At 72.4% G+C, this 20,284-nt stretch carries 18 protein-coding genes and 1 riboswitch; of the genes, 7 read left to right on the plus strand and 11 right to left on the minus strand.

What is annotated here, in order from left to right:
• Positions 1–99 precede the first annotated feature (99 nt).
• Together OG598_RS16690 and OG598_RS16695 are read left to right on the plus strand one after the other, a co-directional pair.
• On the plus strand, positions 100–852 hold the full coding sequence (locus OG598_RS16690; RefSeq protein WP_328650030.1) for a hypothetical protein: 753 nt from the start codon (positions 100–102) through the stop codon (positions 850–852).
• 64 nt (positions 853–916) lie between these two features.
• Positions 917–1,873, plus strand: coding sequence for a TAXI family TRAP transporter solute-binding subunit (locus OG598_RS16695; protein ID WP_442931299.1), 957 nt, complete (start codon positions 917–919; stop codon positions 1,871–1,873).
• A gap of 10 nt (positions 1,874–1,883) precedes the next feature.
• On the opposite strand, the gene OG598_RS16700 is transcribed toward OG598_RS16695, so the two are convergent.
• The 3 genes from OG598_RS16700 to OG598_RS16710 all read right to left on the minus strand — a co-directional run bounded on the left by OG598_RS16700 (position 1,884) and on the right by OG598_RS16710 (position 4,389).
• Complete coding sequence (locus OG598_RS16700) at positions 1,884–3,314, minus strand: sensor histidine kinase (protein WP_328650032.1); 1,431 nt, start codon at positions 3,312–3,314, stop codon at positions 1,884–1,886.
• A gap of 9 nt (positions 3,315–3,323) precedes the next feature.
• Positions 3,324–3,980, minus strand: coding sequence for a response regulator transcription factor (locus tag OG598_RS16705; protein WP_091401433.1), 657 nt, complete (start codon positions 3,978–3,980; stop codon positions 3,324–3,326).
• Positions 3,981–4,077: 97 nt separating this feature from the next.
• A complete protein-coding gene (locus OG598_RS16710) occupies positions 4,078–4,389 on the minus strand; it encodes a hypothetical protein (RefSeq protein ID WP_328650033.1) in 312 nt (103 codons plus the stop codon).
• A 113-nt stretch (positions 4,390–4,502) separates the two neighbouring features.
• Between OG598_RS16710 and OG598_RS16715 the strand changes: the two genes are divergently transcribed.
• Positions 4,503–4,841: a DUF952 domain-containing protein gene (locus tag OG598_RS16715; RefSeq protein ID WP_328650034.1), complete on the plus strand. Its 339-nt coding sequence runs from the start codon at positions 4,503–4,505 to the stop codon at positions 4,839–4,841.
• A gap of 81 nt (positions 4,842–4,922) precedes the next feature.
• Here the strand turns inward: OG598_RS16715 and OG598_RS16720 are convergent, their stop codons facing one another.
• From OG598_RS16720 to OG598_RS16730, 3 genes are all read right to left on the minus strand, one after another.
• Entirely contained in the window at positions 4,923–6,680 is a 1,758-nt protein-coding gene (locus OG598_RS16720; RefSeq protein WP_328650035.1) for a CDP-glycerol glycerophosphotransferase family protein, read from the minus strand.
• Positions 6,681–6,908: 228 nt separating this feature from the next.
• Positions 6,909–9,020 (minus strand): DUF6077 domain-containing protein, encoded by a 2,112-nt coding sequence (locus OG598_RS16725; RefSeq protein ID WP_328650036.1) that lies wholly within the window; start codon positions 9,018–9,020, stop codon positions 6,909–6,911.
• A gap of 125 nt (positions 9,021–9,145) precedes the next feature.
• Complete coding sequence (locus OG598_RS16730; RefSeq protein ID WP_328650037.1) at positions 9,146–9,784, minus strand: TetR/AcrR family transcriptional regulator; 639 nt, start codon at positions 9,782–9,784, stop codon at positions 9,146–9,148.
• Positions 9,785–9,964: 180 nt separating this feature from the next.
• Here OG598_RS16730 and OG598_RS16735 point away from each other — a divergent pair, with 180 nt between their 5' ends.
• The 4 genes from OG598_RS16735 to OG598_RS16750 all read left to right on the plus strand — a co-directional run bounded on the left by OG598_RS16735 (position 9,965) and on the right by OG598_RS16750 (position 15,036).
• A complete protein-coding gene (locus OG598_RS16735) occupies positions 9,965–10,858 on the plus strand; it encodes an ABC transporter permease (protein ID WP_112585543.1) in 894 nt (297 codons plus the stop codon).
• Positions 10,859–10,892: 34 nt separating this feature from the next.
• On the plus strand, positions 10,893–11,669 hold the full coding sequence (locus tag OG598_RS16740) for an ABC transporter ATP-binding protein (protein ID WP_036412239.1): 777 nt from the start codon (positions 10,893–10,895) through the stop codon (positions 11,667–11,669).
• A 145-nt stretch (positions 11,670–11,814) separates the two neighbouring features.
• On the plus strand, positions 11,815–13,332 hold the full coding sequence (locus tag OG598_RS16745) for a bifunctional cytidylyltransferase/SDR family oxidoreductase (protein ID WP_328650038.1): 1,518 nt from the start codon (positions 11,815–11,817) through the stop codon (positions 13,330–13,332).
• Between the two features lie 33 nt (positions 13,333–13,365).
• Entirely contained in the window at positions 13,366–15,036 is a 1,671-nt protein-coding gene (locus OG598_RS16750) for a CDP-glycerol glycerophosphotransferase family protein (protein WP_328650039.1), read from the plus strand.
• A 6-nt stretch (positions 15,037–15,042) separates the two neighbouring features.
• On the opposite strand, the gene OG598_RS16755 is transcribed toward OG598_RS16750, so the two are convergent.
• The 5 genes from OG598_RS16755 to OG598_RS16775 all read right to left on the minus strand — a co-directional run bounded on the left by OG598_RS16755 (position 15,043) and on the right by OG598_RS16775 (position 20,074).
• The gene (locus OG598_RS16755; RefSeq protein WP_328650040.1) at positions 15,043–15,789 is read right to left on the minus strand and encodes an alpha/beta hydrolase; all 747 of its coding nucleotides are present in this window, start codon (positions 15,787–15,789) and stop codon (positions 15,043–15,045) included.
• Positions 15,790–15,912: 123 nt separating this feature from the next.
• The gene (locus tag OG598_RS16760) at positions 15,913–16,761 is read right to left on the minus strand and encodes a C39 family peptidase (RefSeq protein ID WP_328650041.1); all 849 of its coding nucleotides are present in this window, start codon (positions 16,759–16,761) and stop codon (positions 15,913–15,915) included.
• Between the two features lie 233 nt (positions 16,762–16,994).
• Positions 16,995–17,135, minus strand: a riboswitch (cyclic di-AMP (ydaO/yuaA leader).
• Between the two features lie 284 nt (positions 17,136–17,419).
• Positions 17,420–18,190 (minus strand): hypothetical protein, encoded by a 771-nt coding sequence (locus OG598_RS16765; RefSeq protein WP_328650042.1) that lies wholly within the window; start codon positions 18,188–18,190, stop codon positions 17,420–17,422.
• Between the two features lie 133 nt (positions 18,191–18,323).
• Positions 18,324–18,746 carry a hypothetical protein gene (locus tag OG598_RS16770; protein WP_328650043.1) on the minus strand — a complete coding sequence of 141 codons (423 nt, stop codon included), beginning with the start codon at positions 18,744–18,746 and terminating at the stop codon, positions 18,324–18,326.
• Between the two features lie 92 nt (positions 18,747–18,838).
• Complete coding sequence (locus tag OG598_RS16775; protein ID WP_328650044.1) at positions 18,839–20,074, minus strand: acyltransferase family protein; 1,236 nt, start codon at positions 20,072–20,074, stop codon at positions 18,839–18,841.
• Positions 20,075–20,284 lie beyond the last annotated feature (210 nt).

Here is a 20,284-nt window from a genome sequence, read left to right on the forward strand (position 1 = left end):
GCAGCCGCAAGATTTGCTCAAGGCTGGGCCGGACCGGTTCCGTAACGGCGTGCCAGGGGCCACGGTAGGGCAACCCAGACTCCGACAAGGGAGCCTCCGTTGACCCACGAACCCGCAGTGCTCGACCGGCCCCACACCCCGACCACCCCGTCCCCGCTGGGCTGGCTGACACTGGGCGACGCGTTCGAGGCTGCCTGCCTGCTGCGGTGCACACCGCCACCGACCGCCGCCCGGCCCAGCGCGGTCCGTGCCGAGCACACCGCCGGGGTGGAGTTCAACAGGGAGGACGCCGCGCAGCGGATGCGGCAACTGCTCAACCGGCTGGACATCCCGGTCACCCACGAGGTGGCCGTCGGCGGCCTGCGTCGCCGCTACGAGCTGCACCGGCTGTGGGTGCCCCGGGAGCACCAGGGCGCGTACACCCGGATGTTGGACGCGGGCTGGTGGCAGGGGCGACGCGAGCTGCTCGGCGGGCCGCTGCCCGGCGCCTCACCGGCCCGCCGACGGTTGGTGACCCGTCTGGCGGAGGCAGCCTGGCGCTCGGCGTTGCTGGCCGCCGGGCGGCACGTCCGTCGGCACATCCTCGGTGTCCGGCTCACCGACCGGGAGCTGGCCGCTGTGCTGATCCGGGGCGCGGCAGTGCTCGACGTGCCGGCCCGGCTCCGCCCCGGCACCGGTTGCTTCCTGGTCAGCGTGGCCGACGGCCCGGACCGGCAACGGATCCTGCGCAGTGCGGCGTTGGAGCCGGCGCGCGGCCCGATGGCGGAACCCGGGGCGACGACGGCGCGCGGGGTGACCCCGGCGTCGGCACGGGGCGCGGGCGTGGCGGCGGCGGGTCGCGCGGCCTGCTGATCGGGTTCCGACCGTCCGGCACACCGCCAACCCGGGCTTGCGCCCACCCGCCCGACGGCGCACAGTGCACCGCGTGAGTCGTACCCTGTCCCGCCGTGCCGGCCTGGCGACCCTGTCGACGGTGCTGCTCGTCGCGAACCTGGCCGTCGCGAGCTGCCGGGACACCCCGACCGACCCGACGTCGATCCGGATCGCCACCGGTAGCCCCACCGCCGTCTACTACGCGTTCGGGCAGTCCCTGGCGGCCATCCTCAACCGGGAACTCCCCGGCGTACGGGCCAGCGTGGTGATCACCGCCGCCTCGGCGGAGAACGTTCAACTCGTCGGCTCCGGCGGGGCCGAGCTGGGCTTCACCCAGGCCGATGTGCTGCCCACCAGCACTACGGGAAGTCCCACTGTCGAGGCCGTCGCCCGGGTGTACGACGACCAACTGCACCTGGTCACCACGAGCGGCGGCCCGGTCCGCACTGTCGCCGACCTACGCGGCCGGCGAGTCTCCGTCGGCGCGGCCGGCTCGGGCACCGAGATCACCGCGACCCGGCTGCTGGAGGTGGCCCGCCTCGGTGGTGACGAGGTGCGCCGGGAACGGCTCGGACTGGACGACTCGGTGGCGGCGCTGCGCTCCGGGCGGATCGACGCGTTCTTCTTCTCCGGAGGGTTGCCCGTCCGGGGCATCGAGGAGTTGGCCGACGCCAGCGCCATTCGGATCGTGGACCTCAGCGACTGGACCGAACCACTGCGCTCGCGCTTCGGCCAGGTCTACGTCTCCAGGGACATCCCCCGTTCGGTGTACGGGGTGGACGCGGTGACCACAGTGGCCGACCCGAACTACCTGATCGTCCGGGCCGACCTGCCGGAGCCGCTGGTCCGTGAGGTGACCCGGCTGCTGATGGAACGCCGGGCCGAGCTGGCCGCCGCCCATCCGGCGGCGGGACGGATGAGTCCCCGCTCGGCGATCGTCACCGCGCCGCTGTCGCTGCACCCCGGCGCCGCGTCCTGGTACCGCGCCACCAAACCGTGACGGCGGAGCCTCACCGCGTCGGGGAGGGTCGCAGGTCGGCGGCCGGTTCCTCCTCCGCCGGCTCCGCCGCAAGGGTCGGCGTCGGGAACCACAGGGCGGCGATCAGCCCCCGCGACTCCCCCGGGCGCATGGTGAGCCGCCCGTCCGAGGCGTCCACCAGCACGGCGGCGATGGTCAGGCCGAGCCCCGCGCCTTCCACGTTCTGCGCGTCCGGGGCCCGCCAGAACCGCTCGGTCGCCTGACCGAGCTGACTCTCGGTCATGCCGGGGCCGGAGTCGCGAACCTCCAACGCCACCCCGCCGTCGCGGCAGGCCACCGTCACCGTCACCGCCCCGCCCGCCCCGCTGAACTTCACCGCGTTGTCGATGAGGGCGTCCAGCGCCTGGTCGACGGCGGTCGGCACGGTCTGCGCGTACGCCGGGGCGTCGGACGTGGCCAGCCGCAACGCGACCGACCGGTGCCGGGCCAGCGGCGCCCACGCGGCCACCCGGGAGGCAGCCACCGCGGCGGCGTCCACCGTGACGCGCTCGTTCTCCTCCCGTTCGGCCCGGGCGAGGGTCAACAGCGCGTCGAGCACCAGCGCGAGCCGGTCGGTCTCCTCCAGGGCCAGCCGGTGCTCGGACCGACCGTCCGGGTCGGTGAGGCTGGGCCCCAACTCCTCCACCCGCAGCCGCAGCGCGGTGAGCGGGTTGCGCAGTTGGTGGCTGGCGTGCGCGACGAAGGCACGCTGCCGGTCCATCACGTCGGAGACCACGTCGGCCATGTGGTTGAAGCTGGCCGCGAGGCGGCGCAGCTCCGGCGGTCCCAGCCGGTGCTGCACCCGGGCGCCCCGGTCGCCCTCGGCGATCTCGTGGGTGACCGCGTCCAGTTCGGTGACCGGGCGCAGCACCCAACCGGCCAGCCCGAACGCGGTGAGCACGCAGGCCAGCACGGCGAGCAGACCGGCCAGAGCGAGCAGCAGCCACCACGCGACGACGGCTCGGCGGATCGGGCCGGCCGGGGTCACGATCACCACCGCTCCGAGCACCTCACCTCCGTCGTTGATCGGTACCGCCACCACCACGGGGTCGATCGTCCAGGGCCAGACCGACTCGGGGGCGCTGGTCTGCTGCCCGGACAGCGCGACGTCCAGCACCGTCGCGGTCCCCGGGCTGGCCTGCCACCTCGGCGACGAGACCGGGATGTTCCGGTCCCGGTCGACGATCGCGGCGCTGATCGCGTACAGGTCGTCGTAGCTGGTCAGCTCCGACTCGATCGGGCCGGGCCCGCCGTCGCGCAACGCCGGGCCGGCCAGCGAGGCGAACCGGGTGGCGTCGGCGAGCCGGTCGGCGCGGACCCGTTCGGTCTCGCGGCTGGCCATGGTGGCGGCCAGTGGCGTCTCCAACGCGATGAGGACGAGGACCATCAGCAGCAGATAGCTGATCACCAGGCGACGGCGCACGTCAGCTCCTCACGCGTCGCGCAGCCGGTAGCCGACGCCGCGTACGGTCTCCACCAGACGGGCGTCGCCGAGCTTGCCGCGCAGCGACCCGACGTGCACCTCGACGGTGTGCCGGTCGGCCCAGGTGGTGCCCCAGGCGTCGAGCAGGATCCGATCGCGGGGCACCGCCACCCCGGGCTGGCGGGCCAGCGAGAGCAGCACGTCGAACTCCTTGCGGGTCAACGTGACGGCACGGCCGTCGACGGTCACCGTCCGCGCGGCCACGTCGATGCGGACCGGCCCGGCCTCGATGAGGTGCCGCTCGGGCGCGGCGTTCGCGGCGCGGCGCAACACCGCCTCGATCCGGGCCTGCAACTCCACCATCGAGAACGGCTTGACCACGTAGTCGTCCGCGCCCAGGCGCAGACCCAGCACCCGGTCACGTTCCTCACCCCGAGCGGTCACCGCGATGATGCCGAGCTGACTGCTGCGCCGACGCAGCTCCCGGCACAGGTCGGTGCCGTCCCCGTCGGGCAGGGTCAGGTCGAGCAGCACCAGGTCACAGGGTGCGGCGGAGAGCGCGGCGGCGACGGTGGCGGCGTGCTCGACCTCGTACCCCCGACGGGTGAGTGCGGAGGACAACGCAGCGGCCACCCGGCGGTCGTCCTCCACCAGCAGGATCCGCACCCGTGCCCCCGTCCCTCGCAGCGCTGTTCTGCGAATGGTGGCAGAAGTGCGCGCGGACCGGGAGGCCGCCCACCCGCGCCGGGCAGGCTACCGGCCGCTAGAGGCCGAAGGTGTCGTCGGCGGTGGCGTCCCGGACCCCGTCGGTGAACCCGCGGAAGCCCGGGTCCTCGTGGCTGGCCGGCACGCTGGTGACGTTGACCCCGCTGGCCTGGGTGACCGCGTCGACCAGGGCCGGATAGTCGATCTCGGCGTCCTGGAAGGCGTCGTCGTCCGCCTCGGCCAGGTTGATCACGTGCTGCACGTCGTCGGACGACGTGTCCGGGTCGTCGGCCCACTCGCCGCCGGCCTGGTAGCACTCGTCGTACAGCGCGCGCTGGCTGTCGGTCCAGTCATCGTCATAGCTCTGCATCGCCCATCCCTCCGCGGCCCTTGACCTGAGCATGCCCGGCGGGAGGCGACGGGCGCGGCGGTACCGGCGAAAACCGGGCGGGCGCGCCGACCACGGCCCCGTACGCTGCTGTGGTGATCTACAAACTGCTGTCGAGCGCCGAATGGGACGACGCCCTCGCCGCCGGTGCCTTCACCGGCTCCGCGGTGGACCGGCAGGACGGCTTCATCCATCTCTCCGGCGCCGACCAGGTGGTCGAGACGGCGCGGCGGTACTTCACCGGTGCGACCGGGTTGACTCTGCTCAGCGTCGAGGAGGAGCGACTGGGCGACGCGCTGCGGTGGGAGCCGTCGCGCGGCGGGCAGCTCTTCCCACACGTGTACGGCCCGCTGCCGGCCGCGGCGGTGGTGGCGGCGCGGGCGTTGCCGGCGGACGTTCCGACCGCCGACGCGGTGGCCGCCCTGCTGGGCTGACCCGGTGGCCGCTCTGCTGGCCGACACGGACGCGCCCGACCCGACAGTGTCGGGCCGGGCGCGATGCCGTGGTGACGGGGCTCAGTGGCAGAGCCGGTCGATCTCCTGCTGGAACCGGTCCATCGGGTTCGCCTCGGCCGGGCCGAGCAGGTAGGTCTTCAGCTCCCGGCGGGCCTCGGTCATCGGGTCGTCACCGGCCCGGGTGACCGACACGATCTTCTCCAGCTCGCCGCAGTCCTTGGAGAGCAGGTACGCGGCCCGCGCCGTCGGGTACTCGCGGCGGAAATCGTCCTCCGACAGGCCGGCCGGGTTGGCCACCACGTACGGCCGCTGGCTCTGCACGAAGTCGGACACCACACTGGACACGTCGCTGATCAGCAGGTCGGTCTGGTTGAAGCAGTCGAACAGCGCCGGTGTGCGGCCGGTGACCACCAGGTGCTCGGTGCCGTCCAGCGAGGACGCGTCCGGGTTGCCGCCGGCCGCGCGGATCGCCGTGACGACCCGGTCGTGCACGGCCTTCGCCGCCTTGGACCGTGACCCGGTGAGCGGGTGCGGCTTGTAGATCAGTCGGACCCGGGGATTCGTGGCGAGCAGCCCCTTGACGATCCGCTCACCCATCAGCACCAGCGAGGTGTGGTACGGGTCGTCGTCGAGCCAACCCTCCCAGGTGGGCGCGTAGAGCACAGTGAACTGTCGGTCCACCGACTCGGCGCCGAAGGTGTGCACCCCGGCGAGCTGCGGCCGGCCGATCTCGACGATGTCCGCGTCGAGCACCCCCACGCCGGCCCGCGCGTAGCGCTCCCGGCCGGCCAGGCCGGCGACCCAGACCTCGTCGTACACCTTGCTGTAGGGGTTGACGCTGGCCTGCTTGTCACTGTCGCCGTGCCCGACGAAGACGTGCTTCGTACCCGGCTCGCGGAGCATGTGGATGTTCGCGCCGACGTTCGCGGAGTAGAGCGCCGCGCGGATGCCGCCGAGGTCGAGGTTCATGAAGTCGACGCCGGCCGGTACGCAGATCACCGGCAGCCGGGTGTCGGCCAGCTCCAGGAACGCCTCCCGGCTGCGCATCAGCACCACAGCGCGCTGCTGGAGCGCCTCGGTCGGGGCGAGCCACATGTTCGCCTGGTAGACGTCCTTGGCCGGGCCGGCGAAGTAGAGTGCCACCTCCGGCCGGTAGTTGTCCAGCCAGCGCTGGACCGCCGGCAGCAACGGACCCTGCCCGGCGCCCCGACCCCGCAGCCAGGTCAGCGCGATGATGGCGCCCACCAGACCGGTCGCCACGACCGCCACCGCGCCGGCCACGAAGAACGGCGTCGGATCGTGCTGCACAGCGGCGGCCACGCCGGCCGGCACCAGCAGCAGGTTGAGCAGGGGCATCCGGTCACCGGCGACCGCCGCCGCCCAGGCGGGCGGCTGGGGGGCGCTGGACAGTGGACCCAGCTCGATGTTGCGCACCATGGCGGAGAGCGGGTTACGACGCTCGATCATGGTGGAGAGCGCACCCGCGAAGACCGACACGACCCACACCGCGGCTGGCAGCACCAGCAGGAGGGTCAGCTCGCCGCCGCTGAGCCGCACCTCGGCGACGACCAGCAACACGGCGGCGAGGTCGCGGGTCAGCTGCCGGTACGACCAGTGCAGGCCCACCTTCTCCAACAGCAGTTGCGACGGTGGTGACCAGCGGGCGACGGCGAACTCGCCGATGATGGCGGCCAACCCGGCGACGGCGAACAGGCCGATCCAACCGAATACGCCACCGACGAGCATGACCAGGTAGGCCAGTACCAGTAGCGCACTCTGGGCGGCCACCCCGAGGCGTCCTGTCAACGTGCCGAACAAACGAGTTCGCTCCCTACGAGATTTCGTTGCGGGCGGTGCCCGTGATGGACCGACGTCACTCCCCCGTCGCACAGCGGCTCAGTCGCGGCCGGCTGCGTGTGACTGCGACCTTAACGCGAGAGGACAGCTCGGTGTCGCTCGGGTATCCGGCACCATTTCGGGCAAAGTTCCGCACCGGGGCGCGCCCGACCCGACCACGGGGTCGGGCGCTCGGTGCGGGTGAAGCGCTCAGCCGACCCGCCGGAAGCAGGTCATCGCGCCCGGCGCCTTGCGCTTGGCGAACTCCTGGTAGCCCAACTGCGGCGCGGTGTCGCGGGCGTACTGGTTGCCGTTGTAGACGCAGATGGTGCCCACGTCGAGGCGGTCCAGTGCCGGCGTCAACTCTGCCGGCGTCGGGCTGGCGGCGCCGTCCGCGAAGCCGGCGAGCAGCAGTCGGTCCTTGGCGAACTGGGAGTTGAGGTCGTACTCGACGAGGTAGAAGTCGCGGGGCAGGACGACCCGGACCTCGCTGGTGACGATCGGCGTGGTGCGCATGATCGTCTTCGGGGCGAGCAGCAGGCCCTGCGGACGGTCCAGGTCCTTGATCCAGAATGCGATCGCCTGACGCTGCTGCGGAAGCTTCCAGGTGGGGCGGTCGTGCACGTCGACCCAACTCTTCGCCGACCACATCGGGGTGGCGAACAGCGCGAACGAGGCGACCAGCAGCACCGCGATCCCCCCGGACGCCGCCCGGCGCAGCGCCCGGGTCGGTGCCGGCACGCGCACGGTGCAGAGCAGACCGATCAGCGTCGGCAGGGCGAGCAGCCACGGCACGCGCCAGAGCACCACCGAGATGCCGCTCAACGCGCTCAGCAACTCCAGCACGCCGGGCACGAACAACACGCTCAGCGCGAGGGCGGCGCCGGCGGCGAGCAGCGCTGGCGTACGCCGACGGGCGAGCAACGCGCCGCACCACAGCGCCAGACCGCTGATCACCCCGACCACGCCGAACAGCAGGGTCCGCCGGTAGGTGTACGCCGCGTCGAAGAAGGCGTCGTCCGCGCCGGTCGCGCTCATCCCGCCGAGTACCAGGCGGGAGACCACCAGCGAGCCGATCGGGTACGCGAGGGCGGCGACCGCCGCGACCACCGCCGCCTTCCACCGGCCGACCAGCAGCATGGCGAACCCGGCGGCGCCGACCAGCATCGGCAGGATGATCGCCGCGGTGTTGGTGAGCCCGATCGCGGTGATCGAGAGCGCCACGATGAGCAGCAGGCTGCGCCTCGACCGGTTGTCGAACCACTCGGTCAGGTAGAGCCACATCAGCGGGATGACCGCCGAGACGAACATGCCCTTGCCCTCGTGCAGCCGCGGAAGGTGGAACGTGCCCAGTGCGGCGTCCCCGCCCGCGACGAGGTAGAGGTACGCGATCGCCACTGTGAAGGCGAGCACCGGGCGGCGCGGGGCCCACCGGTGCGTCAGCCGCCACAGCGCCAGCACGGCGAGCACCGCCATGATCGGCAGCAGCACGTACCAGAGGGCCGAGCTGGCGTGGATGCCGACGACGTTGGCGAACGCGCCGTCGAACACCTCGATCGACGGGATCGGCGGCTGCGAGCCCATCGACGGCAGCACGTTCTCGGAGAACAGGAAGTCGTTGAGCGGGATCAGGTCGCGCTCGGCGATCCACACCGACTTGCCGACGTAGTAGACGTCGTCCGGGGTGTTGCGAGCCAGGAAGAACGACGAGATGCCGACCAGGACCGAGACGACCAGCGCGTACGCCGACTGCGCCGGGGTGGGTGCCGGGGCGGCCGGGGTCGGCGCGGGGCCGCCCAGCCAGGCCTGGCGCACCAGCAGCAGCCCGCCGACGGCCGCGAGCAGGCCGGACACGGCAGGGATCCACCAGGAGACGTTGACGCTGGTGTTGGCCAGACCGGCGGAGACGGCGGCAACGGCGGCGGCGACCAGCACACCGATCAGCAGGCGGCGGTCGGCGGCGGGCGGCGCGCTGACGGCATCTTCCTGTGCGGTCGGCGCGCTGTCGGCCGGAGTGCTGTCGGCCGGGCCGCGGCGGCGGGCGCGCAGCACGGCCACGACCGCGAGCACCGCACAGGCCAGCAGCCAGATCCGGAAGGTGACCGACGGACGCAGGTCACCCAGGAAGGCCAGGTGGTAGAGCACTGTGAAGAGCGCGAACGCGATCACCGCGCCATCGGTGAGCACCGCCGGGGCGACGGCCACCAGCGCGCGTACCCGGGACAGCCCGGCGCGGGCGTCGGCGGGCCGGGATGCCTGCCTGGGCCGCGGCGTCGGATCCGGTTCGGCGGGCGCTACGGCGATGCTGTCGACGTTGGCCACGGGCGTCCTTACTCGTCAGGCGGATGAGGGGCATCGGCACGGTGACGGCCGGGTGTCAAGGGGGCAGCGTAGCGGAATCGGGCAGTGAGGCCGCTGCTGCCGGCGACCGAGTGTCGTGGGGTTGGTCAACCCGCCATCGGTGCCGCCCGGGGGCGGGGCAGCACGCTGTCGGCGCCGAGCCCGGCCGCCACGGATTCGACCAGGTTGTCGAGGTAGCCGTCGGTGAGTGGGAGACGGGCGATGGCGAGCCGCCAGTAGAGCGGCCCCACGATGAGGTCGACGGCGGCGTCCAGCTCCGTGCCGGCGGGTAGTTCGCCACGCTGCACGGCCCGGGTGACCAGCTGACCGCCGATCTCCTGCTGCCGGGCGTGCAGCACCTGACGCAGGGTCGCGTCGATGCTGGGGTTGCGGGCGGCCTCGGCCAGGAGGTCCGGGATGATCTGCGACGCCAGTGGGTGGCGCAGTGCGTGCGCCACCGCCTGGAACAGCAGCGCGAGGTCACCGCGCAGCGTGCCGGTGTCCAGTGCGGGGAGCTTGCCGTGCGCCGCGGCGGCGACGACCTCCAGCACCAGGTCGAGCTTCGAGCTCCACCGTCGGTAGATCGCCGTCTTGCTGACGCCGGCGCGCCGGGCCACCGCCTCGATGGAGAGCCGGCCGTAGCCGACCGCGGCGAGCTCCTGCATCAGCGCCCGGCGGATCGCCGTGGTGATCTCGTCGCGCAGCACCGCCGCGCCGGCCGGCGCCCGCCTCTTTTCGGTGGTCATCGAGGGCTCTTATCGCAGGTCACGCCGGACAGCGTAGCGCAACGACGGTACGGTTGCGTCCCGACGTGTTTCGGACTACTGTCCTCGCAGCGACGAGGCGGCGCCCCGCGCAAATTTCCCACTAGGATTCGATCGTCGCGAGCAACCCCCGTCTGCACGAAAGATCGGAGCGCCATTTCCATGGCCACCACCGCGCTGGTCGACCCCGACACGGGCCTGACCCAGGCGCAGCTGGCCGCTCGGCACGGGCTACGGGTCGCCGGTGAGCGACCCAGCCTCGTCGAGTACAGCCGCCGACTCTGGGCCTACCGGCACTTCATCGCCGCGTACGCCAATGCCAAGCTCGTCGCCTCGTACAGCAACGCCAAGCTGGGTCAGCTCTGGCAGGTGCTCACCCCGCTGACCAACGCGGCGGTCTACTACCTGATCTTCGGGGTGGTGCTGGCACAGAACAGCATCCCGAACTTCATCGCCTACCTGACCACCGGGTTGTTCATCTTCAACTTCACCCAGAGCGCGGTCCTGGCCGGCACCCAGTCGATCAGCAGCAACCTGGGGCTGATCAGGGCGCTGCACTTCCCCCGGGCCAGCCTGCCGCTGTCCACCACGATCACGCAGTTCCAGCAACTGCTGGCCTCGATGGTGGTGCTGGTCGGCATCGTGCTGGTCACCGGCGAGCCGCTCACCTGGGAGTGGTTGCTGCTGGTGCCGGCGCTGCTGCTGCAGGCGGTGTTCAACGCCGGCGTGGTGCTGCTGGTGGCCCGACTGGGCGCCAAGTCGAGCGACCTGAAGCAGGTCATGCCGTTCATCATGCGGACCTGGATGTACGGCTCCGGCGTCCTCTACAGCGTCAGCCTCTTCGACCGGCTGCCCGGCTGGGCGACGACGGTGGTGCAGTACAACCCACTGCTGGTCTACATCGAGCTGGCGCGGTACTCGCTGCTCGAGGAGGCTCCGCTGCTCAACGAGTCGCTGACCCAGCTCTGGCTGGTCGGCGCCGGTTGGGCGCTGGTCGCCGGCATCGGCGGTTTCATCTACTTCTGGCGCGGCGAACAGGAGTACGGCCGTGGTTGATCACTTCGACGCCCCCACCGAGGCGAGCGCGACGATGACCCGAACCCAGGAACGCATCCCGACAGTGGTCGTGGACGACGCGCACATCATCTACCGGGTGCACCAGGGCGCCGCCGGCGGCACCACGCCGGTGGCAGCGCTGCGCCGGCTGGTCAAGCGCACCCACGCGCCGAACGTCCGGGAGGTGCACGCGGTCAAGGGCATCTCGTTCACCGCGTACCGGGGCGAGGCGATCGGGCTGATCGGCAGCAACGGCTCCGGCAAGTCCACCATCCTGCGGGCCATCGCCGGTCTGCTGCCGGTGAACCGGGGCGCCATCCACACCCAGGGGCAGCCGTCGCTGCTGGGCGTCAACGCCGCCCTGCTCAACGACCTCTCCGGGGAGCGCAACGTCGTCCTCGGGTGCCTGGCCATGGGCATGCACCCCGACGACGTGGCCAAGCAGGCCGCGGGGATCATCGACTTCTCCGGGATCAACGAGCGGGGTGACTTCGCCAGCCTGCCGATGCGGACGTACTCGTCGGGCATGGCGGCCCGGCTGCGGTTCTCCATCGCCGCCGCCAAGAAGCACGACGTGCTGCTCATCGACGAGGCGCTCGCCACCGGCGACAAGGGCTTCCGCAAGCGCAGCGAGCAGCGGGTGCGGGAGCTGCGGGAGGGCGCGGGGACGGTGTTCCTGGTCAGCCACCAGCTCTCCTCCGTACGGGACACCTGCGAACGGACGATCTGGCTGGAATCGGGCGTCATCCGGATGGACGGCCCCACCGACGAGGTCATCCGGGCGTACGAGGCGTACGCGAACAGCAAGTAGAGTTCCGGCGAACGTCCGGCATCGACATGCACCTGAGGACCGCGTCGCCCGCGTTGGGGCGACGCGGTCCGCGCGTTAAGGTTCATTCCGTCGCCGCTCGGGCGGAACCTTCCGTTAACGCATCCCTGAGAGTGAGGATCCGGCAATGACGCAGGACCAGACCCCTGGCCCGGACGCCGAAGCGGAGACCCCGACGCCGTGGCGGCCCTCACGGACAGTGGCGGTGGTTCTGGCCGGCGGCACCGGGACCCGGCTGGGCCTCGGCATCCCGAAGCAGCTGCTGAAGATCGCCGGCAAGCCGATCATCGAGCACACCCTGGCGGTCTTCGAGGCGGCACCGGAGATCGACGAGATCATCGTGCTGATGGCCACCGGCCACGTCGAGGACGCCCGGCAGATCGTCGAGAAGGCCGGCCTGCGCAAGGTCACCAAGGTGATCGAGGGCGGTGACACCCGCAACGCCACCACCCGGATCGCGCTGGACGCGGTCGGCCCGGAAGACTGCAACATCCTCTTCCACGACGCGGTACGCCCGCTGCTCAGCGGCCGGATCGTGCGCGAGTGCGTCAACGCGCTCTGGAGCTACGACGCCGTCGACGTGGCCATCCCGTCCGCGGACACGATCATCCAGGTCGACGAGAACGACTGCATCACCGACATCCCGGTGCGCTCCCGGCTGCGCCGTGGTCAGACCCCGCAGGCGTTCCGCTCCCCCACGATCCGTGCGGCGTACCAGATCGCCGAGGACGACCCGGACTTCGCCGCCACCGACGACTGTGGCGTGGTGCTGCGCTACCTTCCCGGCACCCCGATCAAGGTGATCGACGGTTCGGACGAGAACATCAAGGTCACCCACCCGGTCGACGTGCACCTGGCGGACAAGCTCTTCCAGCTCGCCGCCGCGCAGGCCCCGCGACTGACCGACCACCGCAGCTACAGCGAGGAACTGACCGGCCGGACCATAGTGGTGTTCGGCGGCAGCTACGGCATCGGCCACGAGTTGACCGAGCTGGCCCGGCGCTACGGCGCCCAGGTCTTCCCGTTCAGCCGCTCCAGCACTGGCACCCACGTGGAGCGGGCCGAGGACGTCGAGGCCGCGCTGACGACCGCCTTCGAGGCCACCGGCCGGATCGACCACGTGGTGGTCACCGCCGGCATCCTGGAGAAGGGCGCCCTCGCCGAGATGGACGAGGAGACCATGGACCGGCTGCTCCAGGTCAACTTCGTCGGCCCGGTGACGATCGCCCGCCAGTCCCTCCCGTACCTCCAGCAGACCAAGGGCCAGTTGCTGCTCTACACGTCCAGCTCCTACACCCGGGGCCGGGCCCGCTACGCGCTCTACTCGGCCACCAAGGCCGCCCTGGTCAACCTCACCCAGGCGCTCGCCGACGAGTGGGCCGACGTGGGCGTCCGCGTCAACTGCATCAACCCGGAGCGCACCGCCACCCCGATGCGGACGCGGGCCTTCGGCGAGGAGCCGGAGCACACCCTGCTCGCCGCGGAGGCCGTCGCCCAGTCGTCGCTGGACGTGCTGATCTCCGACCTGACCGGTCAGGTGATCGACGTACGCCGGGCACCCGGCGACGGGCCCACGCCGAGCGTGCCGGCGCAGTCCGGGTCGGGTCGGGTCGAGGCACCAGCCGGCGCGACGTCCGCCAACTGACGCCGACGGCTGCGGAACCACGAACGGAGCGACATGCGCGGCGACCTGGTCCGAAAGCTGGCCGCCCGGTGCCTGACCACCGGGTTGGCCGTGCTGGCCTTTGTCGTGCTGGCGCTGACCGACGCCACCGGCTGGGGGCTGGCGTTGGCCGTCGCCGCGCTGGCCGCCTCGGCCGCTGAGCAGCGGATCCGGCCCAGCGCCGACCTGGTGGCGGAGACCGCGTTGATCGCCGCGGCGATCCTGGTCGGTTACTCCCGGCGGCTGGACGACGGGCTCGACCTCGCGCTGGTCGCCACCGGGCTGGTCCTGCTGGGGCTTGTGCTGCTGGTGGGGCCGCTGCGCACCGCCGGCAGTCTGGAGATCCGGGTGGCCAACCTGCCGGTACGCGCCCGGACACCGCTGATCGCCGACCGGCTCGGCACGGCCCTGCTCGGGCTGCTCGCCGCCCTGGCGCTCGCCGCCGCGCTCGCCCTGCCGGCCGGTGTGGCGCTGGCCGCCAGCCTGCTCGTCGGCGCGGGCGCCGGTGCGGTCGCGCTGGACCTGGCCCGGCGACGATTCCGGCCACGGTCCGGGGGCGGGCCGGTGGCCGCCGCGCTACGCCGGCACCAGCCGGAGTTCCTGCTCTACTTCTCCGCGCCTCCCGGCTCGGAATACCAGGTCACCATGTGGCTGCCGTACCTGGAACGGATCGGCCGGCCGTTTATGGTCGTGCTGCGCGAGCCGGAGTTCCTGGCCCCGATCGCGGCGGCCACCGACGCGCCGGTGGTCTACTGCCCCACCCTGGGGGCGATGGACGAGGCGTTGGTGCCGAGCCTGCGGGCGGCGTTCTACGTCAACCACGGTGCGAAGAACAGCCACTGCGTCCGCTTCGCCCAGCTCACCCACATCCAGCTGCACCACGGCGACAGCGACAAGGCGCCGAGCGCCAACCCGGTCTCGGGGATCTTTGACCGGATCTTCGTGGCCGGGCAGGCGGCGATCGACAGGTACGCCCGCGCCGGAGTGCAGATCCCGGCGGACAAGTTCGTGGTGGTGGGTCGCCCACAGGTCGAGTCGATCGAGGTACGCCCGGAGCCCACGCGAGGGTTGGCGCACCCGACGGTGCTCTACACGCCGACTTGGACCGGGCACCACGCCGACGCCGACTACTGCTCGCTGCCGGTGGCCGAAAGCCTGCTGCGCCGACTGTTGGATCGCGGCGCGACGGTGATCCTGCGAGCCCACCCGTACACCACGCAGAACCCGGCATCGGCCCGCCAACTGGGCCGCCTGACCGAGCTGCTCGTCGCCGACCGGGCCCGCACCGGCCGCCAGCACGTGGTCGGCGCGGCGGCTCGGGAGCTGAGCCTGACCGAGTGCGTCAACGCCGCCGACGCGCTGGTCTCCGACGTGTCCGGCGTCATCTCGGACTTCCTCTACTCCGGCAAGCCGTACGCGGTCACCGACATGGGCGACGAGGGCGACCGGTTCGTGGAGCGTTTCCCGCTGGCCGGGTCGGGTTACGTGCTGCGCCGGGACATGTCCAACGTGGACGAGGTGCTGACCGCACTGCTGGACACCGACCCGCTGGCCGAGGCCCGCTGGGCCACCCGCCGCCGCTACCTCGGTGACTTCCCGGCCGAGGCGTACGCCGAGGCGTTCCTGACCGCCGCCCGCCGGGAGCTGGCACCGGCCGAGACCCTGACCGCGCCGACACCGGCGTAGCCCCGCTCAGCGGTACGGATCGAGCAGCGCCAGCACCGCCGCCGGGTCCTCCACGTGCGCGTTGTGCCCGAGGCCGGGCAGCGTGGCGACCGGTACGCCGTACTCCTTGAGCTGTTCGTCGGTGACCATCGGGTCGTTCTCCCCGCGCGCCAGCACCACCGGCACGTCGGTCGCCGCCAGCAGTGCGGCCAGGTCGGGCTCGCCGACGGCGAAGGCGGTCGGGTCCATGGCGAGGCGCCATCGGCCGTCGACCTGGCGCAGCCCGGCGTCCACCACCGGGTGGTCCGGCGAGACCAGGCCGACCAGACCGGAGACCCGCAGGTAGCGGCGAGCCGCCTCGGCGCGGCTGGCGAACCAGCTCACCGGGCGGGCGGCGACCTCGGCGGCACGGGCCAGCTCAGCAGGCGACCAGAGTGCCTTGATGCCCAGCCCGACGACAGCGTCCACCGGCGTTCCGGCGTCGCGGGCGGCAAGCGCGAGGCCGACCACCCCACCCAGCGAGTGCCCGAGCACGACCAGCCGGTCGTCGGGGGCGAGGGCCTGCGCGATCTGCTGGGCGAAACCCGGGAAGGAGTACGACGGCAGCGGCGACGCCCAGCCGTGGCCGGCGAGGTCCGGTGCCAGCCACCGCCCGGGCCAGTGCTGCTCGAGGTACGGGGCCCAGGGCAACCACACGTCCCCTGTCGCTCCCATGCCGTGCAGCAGCAGCAGGACCGGCCTGCGGCCGGCGTGACCACCCGTTTTCTCCACCACGGCCGCAGTCTCCCACGGTTCACTGTCGGGTACGAGAGCCGTCGATGACCGACCGCGCGGACAGACGCCGCGGGCGCCGGCCCCTTGTGGGGGACGGCGCCCGCGGCGGTCAGCGTGCCCGGGTCAGGCGGAGTAGCCCCGGCTGGTGATCCAGTTGGCCAGGTCGATCGTGGTGATCCAGTACGACGGGTCGGCCGGGTTCGCCGAGTCGGCGATCCGTACGGTGCGGCCGTTGTCCTTGTAGCCCACGACGGCGATGTAGTGCCCGCCGCCGTAGGAGTGCCAGCCGCCGTCGGTGTCGGTGGCGTCCCCGACGACGTTGGCCACCACGCCCCGGCCGTCGGTGATGGCCTTCACCACGTCGGCCTGGAGCCGGTCCATCTGGGCCGGGCTGGGCGCGCCGGGGAACATCCGGGTCCGGTACGGGGAGCCCTTCACCTCGGCGTTGAGCACCCGGGTGGTGTCCTCGGCCGAGTTGGTGCCCATCTCGGTGGTGCCCAGCTCGGCGCCGAGCTCCTCCTGGGTGCGGTCGATGCCGGCGGCGCTGAGCGCGTTCCGGGTGGCCGCCGGGCCGCAGTTGTAGTAGGTGTTCTGCGCCTCGTAGTCGTAGTCGAGCACCTTGGTCGCGGGCGGCTTCGGCCGCTCCGGCTTGCGGGTGAGGTCCGGGTTGCTGCTGGCCTTGGCGGCGGGCGACGCGGCGCTGGTGGCCGGGGCGGCAGTGGTCGGCGCGGCGCTGGCCGAGGGGGACGCGTCCCGAGCCTCGCCGCGGGACGCGGCGACGTCGCTGCGCATCTCGGCGACAGTGGTCGCGGTGCGCTGGCCGGCCGGGGCGTCGTCGGCGGTGGTGAGCAGGGCGCCGGTGGTGGTGGCGATCGCGAGGGCCGCGGCGGAGGCGGCGACGATCTGGTACGGGCGTTCGGTGGCGAGGCGGCGGAGCTGACGCTGCAGGGTGTGCTTCACGGGGTCCTCCACGGATCGGGGGGAGAGCGGCACACCGGGGCCGGACCGGTATCCGGGCAGGCGCCAGCGCGCGGACCGTGGTCCGCGGATGGTGAACCGCTCAGGGGAACGCCCGGCGCGGCCGGGCGGGGAAGGCGATGACCCGGGGGGTCAGCTCACCGTCACGCGACGAATGAGCGGGTGCACCGCCGCGCCGTGGAGGCGAGGGAACAACCGAGGGGTGGAAAGGTGCTGCACGAGGATGGGACTCCTTCCGACACCGCCTACCGGGTTAGCTGACGGATTCGGGCGGGAAGACGCCCTACCGCGGGCCGTGGCTCGCGGATTCACCCCGGACTTACTGGTGGGTCCCCGGTTCGTTGATCACGATTAAGCGGGTCGATGCGGCGTCGCGTCTTGCGATCGGTTACCGCACCGGACGGGACGACACTACTGGCGTCTCAACGCCCTGCCAAGCCAGGTTCACCTGCGTAAACCCCAATTGGCGCGACAATTTCTGCGCGTATTGCCGATGATGTGACTCGATGGGACAACCGGTTACGGCGACGCCTGCGGGCGACAACCGGACAGGCCGTAAAGAACGCGGCCACAATCGCGGGAACAATCCCGCCGATCGCGTCGGACGTCCGATTTCGCGATTGGGTGACCGGCCTCACATCACGGATTGGGCTCAACCCACCCGGGCCGGGCGCCACAGTGCCACGACGGCGGGACGCAACGCCCCGGCCACCGTGCGGCGCGCGGGGGCCAGGGTCGGGCGTAGCCGGGCCGCCGCCGCGTACGCCTCCTCGGCGAGGGCACGAGCCGACTCGGCGGCCAACTCCGCGTCGCGCCAGGCGGCCCGCTCACTGTCGACGGCCACCTGGTAGTCGGCCAGCCGCGCATCCCGGACCACCCGACTGATCAGCACCTCCTGCTCGACCGGGTGTCGCCGGGGATCCCAGCCGCGCCGGTGCCCGAACACGTCGCCGAGCTGCGCCATGGTCAGGTCGCCCCGCCAGTACGCCGCCATCGCCGCCCGGTGCAGATAGCGCTCCCGGGCGGCGTACTCGGCGGGGGTGTGCGGGGTCTGCGGGGTGGGCAGCGCCCCGGCGCCAGCGAAGCGACGCGCGGCGGTGTCCGCCTCGTCGTACCCGATCCAGGCCCGCTCCAGCCGCTCCTGAGCGGTCAGCCAGGCGGCGCGCCGCCGCTTGGCGGTGGTGGCCGCGCCGGCCGCGGCGACGGCCACCTCCTCGGCGTAGCGGCGCCTGTCCACGGCCTCGGCGGCGGCCAGCTCCCGAGGGGTGGGCGCGGCCGGGAGCGGGTCGTCAGTGGGCCGGTCCCGTTCGGGGCGGGCGGCCAGCACGGTGAGCAGGCCCAGGGTCAGCAGGAACAGCGTCGACCAGATGGCGGCGGCCCGCGGCATCTCGGTCACGAACTGGTAGAAGACGACGGTCTCCATTGTCGGCACCTCGGGGAGAGAGCAGTGCGATGGGGAGCCGCGCCGACCAGCGGGCCACTGTGGGCCACGGGTCGGCGGGTCAGGGAGCGGGTGGGTCGACAGGGCGCGGTGACGGGACGGTCGTCCCGGTGGCTCAGCGCCCGGGTGGGGCTCGGGTAGCCCGACCGCCCGTACCGTCGACGAGGGGCAGCCGGCCGGATTCGGCCGCGCGGACCGGCAGCACGCCGGCCGCGATGGTGCCCTGATCGCCGGGGAGCGCCACCGGCGTGTCGACCGACCAGGTCGGGACCGACTCCTCGGGGGCCTCCGGCGGCATCGCCGGGGCCGGGCGGGCCGCACCGGGTGCCCCGCAGTGCCGGTAGGAGGCCGACGGCGATCCGGCGGCGACCGAGGCCGGCACCGCGCTCGACGTCGGCACCGGGCCGGGTGTTGTCGTGGCGGCCGTGGCCGGGCCTGCGCCGAGCGCCAGGGCCGCGACGACGGCGAGGCTGGTCAGCACCCGAGTCGCCCAGCGCGCCACCCACCACAGCGGACAGGTGAACGCGACCGGAAGCACGTCCCAACGCTACCGTCGCGCCGACCCGGGCGCACCGACCACGGGCGTGTCGGATCACGCCGCGCCGACCCCGTTGACCAGGGTGGACGTTGTCAGCGCAGGTCGACGTACGGTGATCGACCGCCGGCCTGACCGACCTCGTCGGCAGATCCGTCGACCTCGGCGCGGGCGCTGGTTCCGGGGTCCCGTGCGTCGTCGTCGCCGGCCGCGCGTTGTCGGGGGACGGGCGCCGGACGGGCCGCACGGCGCGGCGCGAGCCGGCGCATCATCGGGGTTTCGACGAAGCGGTGCAACAGCCCGGCGAGGATCAGGGTCGCCGCCAGGAAGCCGAGCACCACGGCCGGGCCACGCCAGCCCGCGAAGCCGATCCCCCAGGTGCCGCTCCAGCGCAGCACGCTCGTCATCACCAGCACGTGCACCAGGTAGAAGGCGAACGAGACCTCACCGAGCCAGACCAGCGGCCGGGACCGCCACGGCGAGCGCCGACCCCGCACGTCCGCGTCCGCGGCCGCGGTGATCACCAACAGGTACGCGACAGCGAGCAGCGTGGTCCACAGCTCGGCGCGGATCCACTGCGCGGCCGCCACCCAGGTGACCAGGAAGATCCCGCTGGCCACCGTCAGGCCGGGGCCACGCCAGAGCCCCCGGCGCATCAGCTCGGCCGCCACCGCGCCCAACCAGAACTCCAGCGACCGTACCGGCGGGAAGATCTGGGTGAACCACCAGCGGCTCACCTCCGGCACCAACTCCTGCGCCGGCCAGAGCGCGAGGATCAGCAGCGGCAGCGCGACGATCAGCGCCCAGAGCAGCTTCGGTCGGGCCCGGCGCAGCAGTGGCAGCGCCAGTGGCAGACAGAGGTAGAAGAAGAACTCGCAGGACAGCGACCAGCTGACGGTGTTGATGCTGTAGAACCAGCCCGGCCGGGGGTCCCACGCCTGCAACAGCAGCAGGTTCTCCAGCGCCGCCGCCGGCAGGACCGGGTCGGCGAACCACCAGGCGACCACCAGCGTCGCCGCGAACAGCACCAGGTGGTTCGGGTAGATCTTGGCGATCCGTCGCCGCCAGAAGGTACGCCGGGAGTCGCCCTCGCGGGCCGACCAGACCAGCACGAAACCGCTGAGGATGAAGAAGAACTGCACCCCGGAGAGACCGAGGGTGAACAGCGCGTCGATGACTGCCTTGTAGTCCGGCTCGGCGATGATCCGCATGGTGCCGGCGTGGAAGCCGAAGACCAGCAGAGCGGCGATCCAGCGCAGCCCGGTCAGCGAGGGCAGCCGGGGCGGGGCCGGTGCGGGCCGGGCGGCCGACGTCGCGGCGACGCTCGTCATGCCGGGATCCCGGCGCTCGGCGTCACCAGCACGGTCGTAGCCTCCTCGTCGCGGCGTCGGACGGCGCGACGGCGACGCCCACGACGACCCGGCAGGGCCGCACCGAGGCACCCTACCGGGTCACTCCCGGGTGAACCGGACGCATCCCACCCGCCCCACCAGCCCGCGTTCCCCGGGCCGGAAACCGCCCACCGGCCCGGCGTTAACCTT

Source organism: Micromonospora sp. NBC_00330 (genome assembly GCF_036136635.1).
Classification (GTDB): domain Bacteria; phylum Actinomycetota; class Actinomycetes; order Mycobacteriales; family Micromonosporaceae; genus Micromonospora; species Micromonospora salmantinae.

Excerpts from the sequence above, each read along its gene's own strand:
- OG598_RS16710 (WP_328650033.1), bottom strand. The coding sequence starts at position 4,389 with ATGCAGAGCTATGACGATGACTGGACCGACAGCCAGCGCGCGCTGTAC.
- OG598_RS16730 (WP_328650037.1), bottom strand. The coding sequence starts at position 9,784 with ATGACCACCGAAAAGAGGCGGGCGCCGGCCGGCGCGGCGGTGCTGCGC.
- OG598_RS16735 (WP_112585543.1), top strand. The coding sequence starts at position 9,965 with ATGGCCACCACCGCGCTGGTCGACCCCGACACGGGCCTGACCCAGGCG.
- OG598_RS16740 (WP_036412239.1), top strand. The coding sequence starts at position 10,893 with ATGACCCGAACCCAGGAACGCATCCCGACAGTGGTCGTGGACGACGCG.
- OG598_RS16745 (WP_328650038.1), top strand. The coding sequence starts at position 11,815 with ATGACGCAGGACCAGACCCCTGGCCCGGACGCCGAAGCGGAGACCCCG.
- OG598_RS16750 (WP_328650039.1), top strand. The coding sequence starts at position 13,366 with ATGCGCGGCGACCTGGTCCGAAAGCTGGCCGCCCGGTGCCTGACCACC.
- OG598_RS16765 (WP_328650042.1), bottom strand. The coding sequence starts at position 18,190 with ATGGAGACCGTCGTCTTCTACCAGTTCGTGACCGAGATGCCGCGGGCC.
- OG598_RS16775 (WP_328650044.1), bottom strand. The coding sequence starts at position 20,074 with ATGACGAGCGTCGCCGCGACGTCGGCCGCCCGGCCCGCACCGGCCCCG.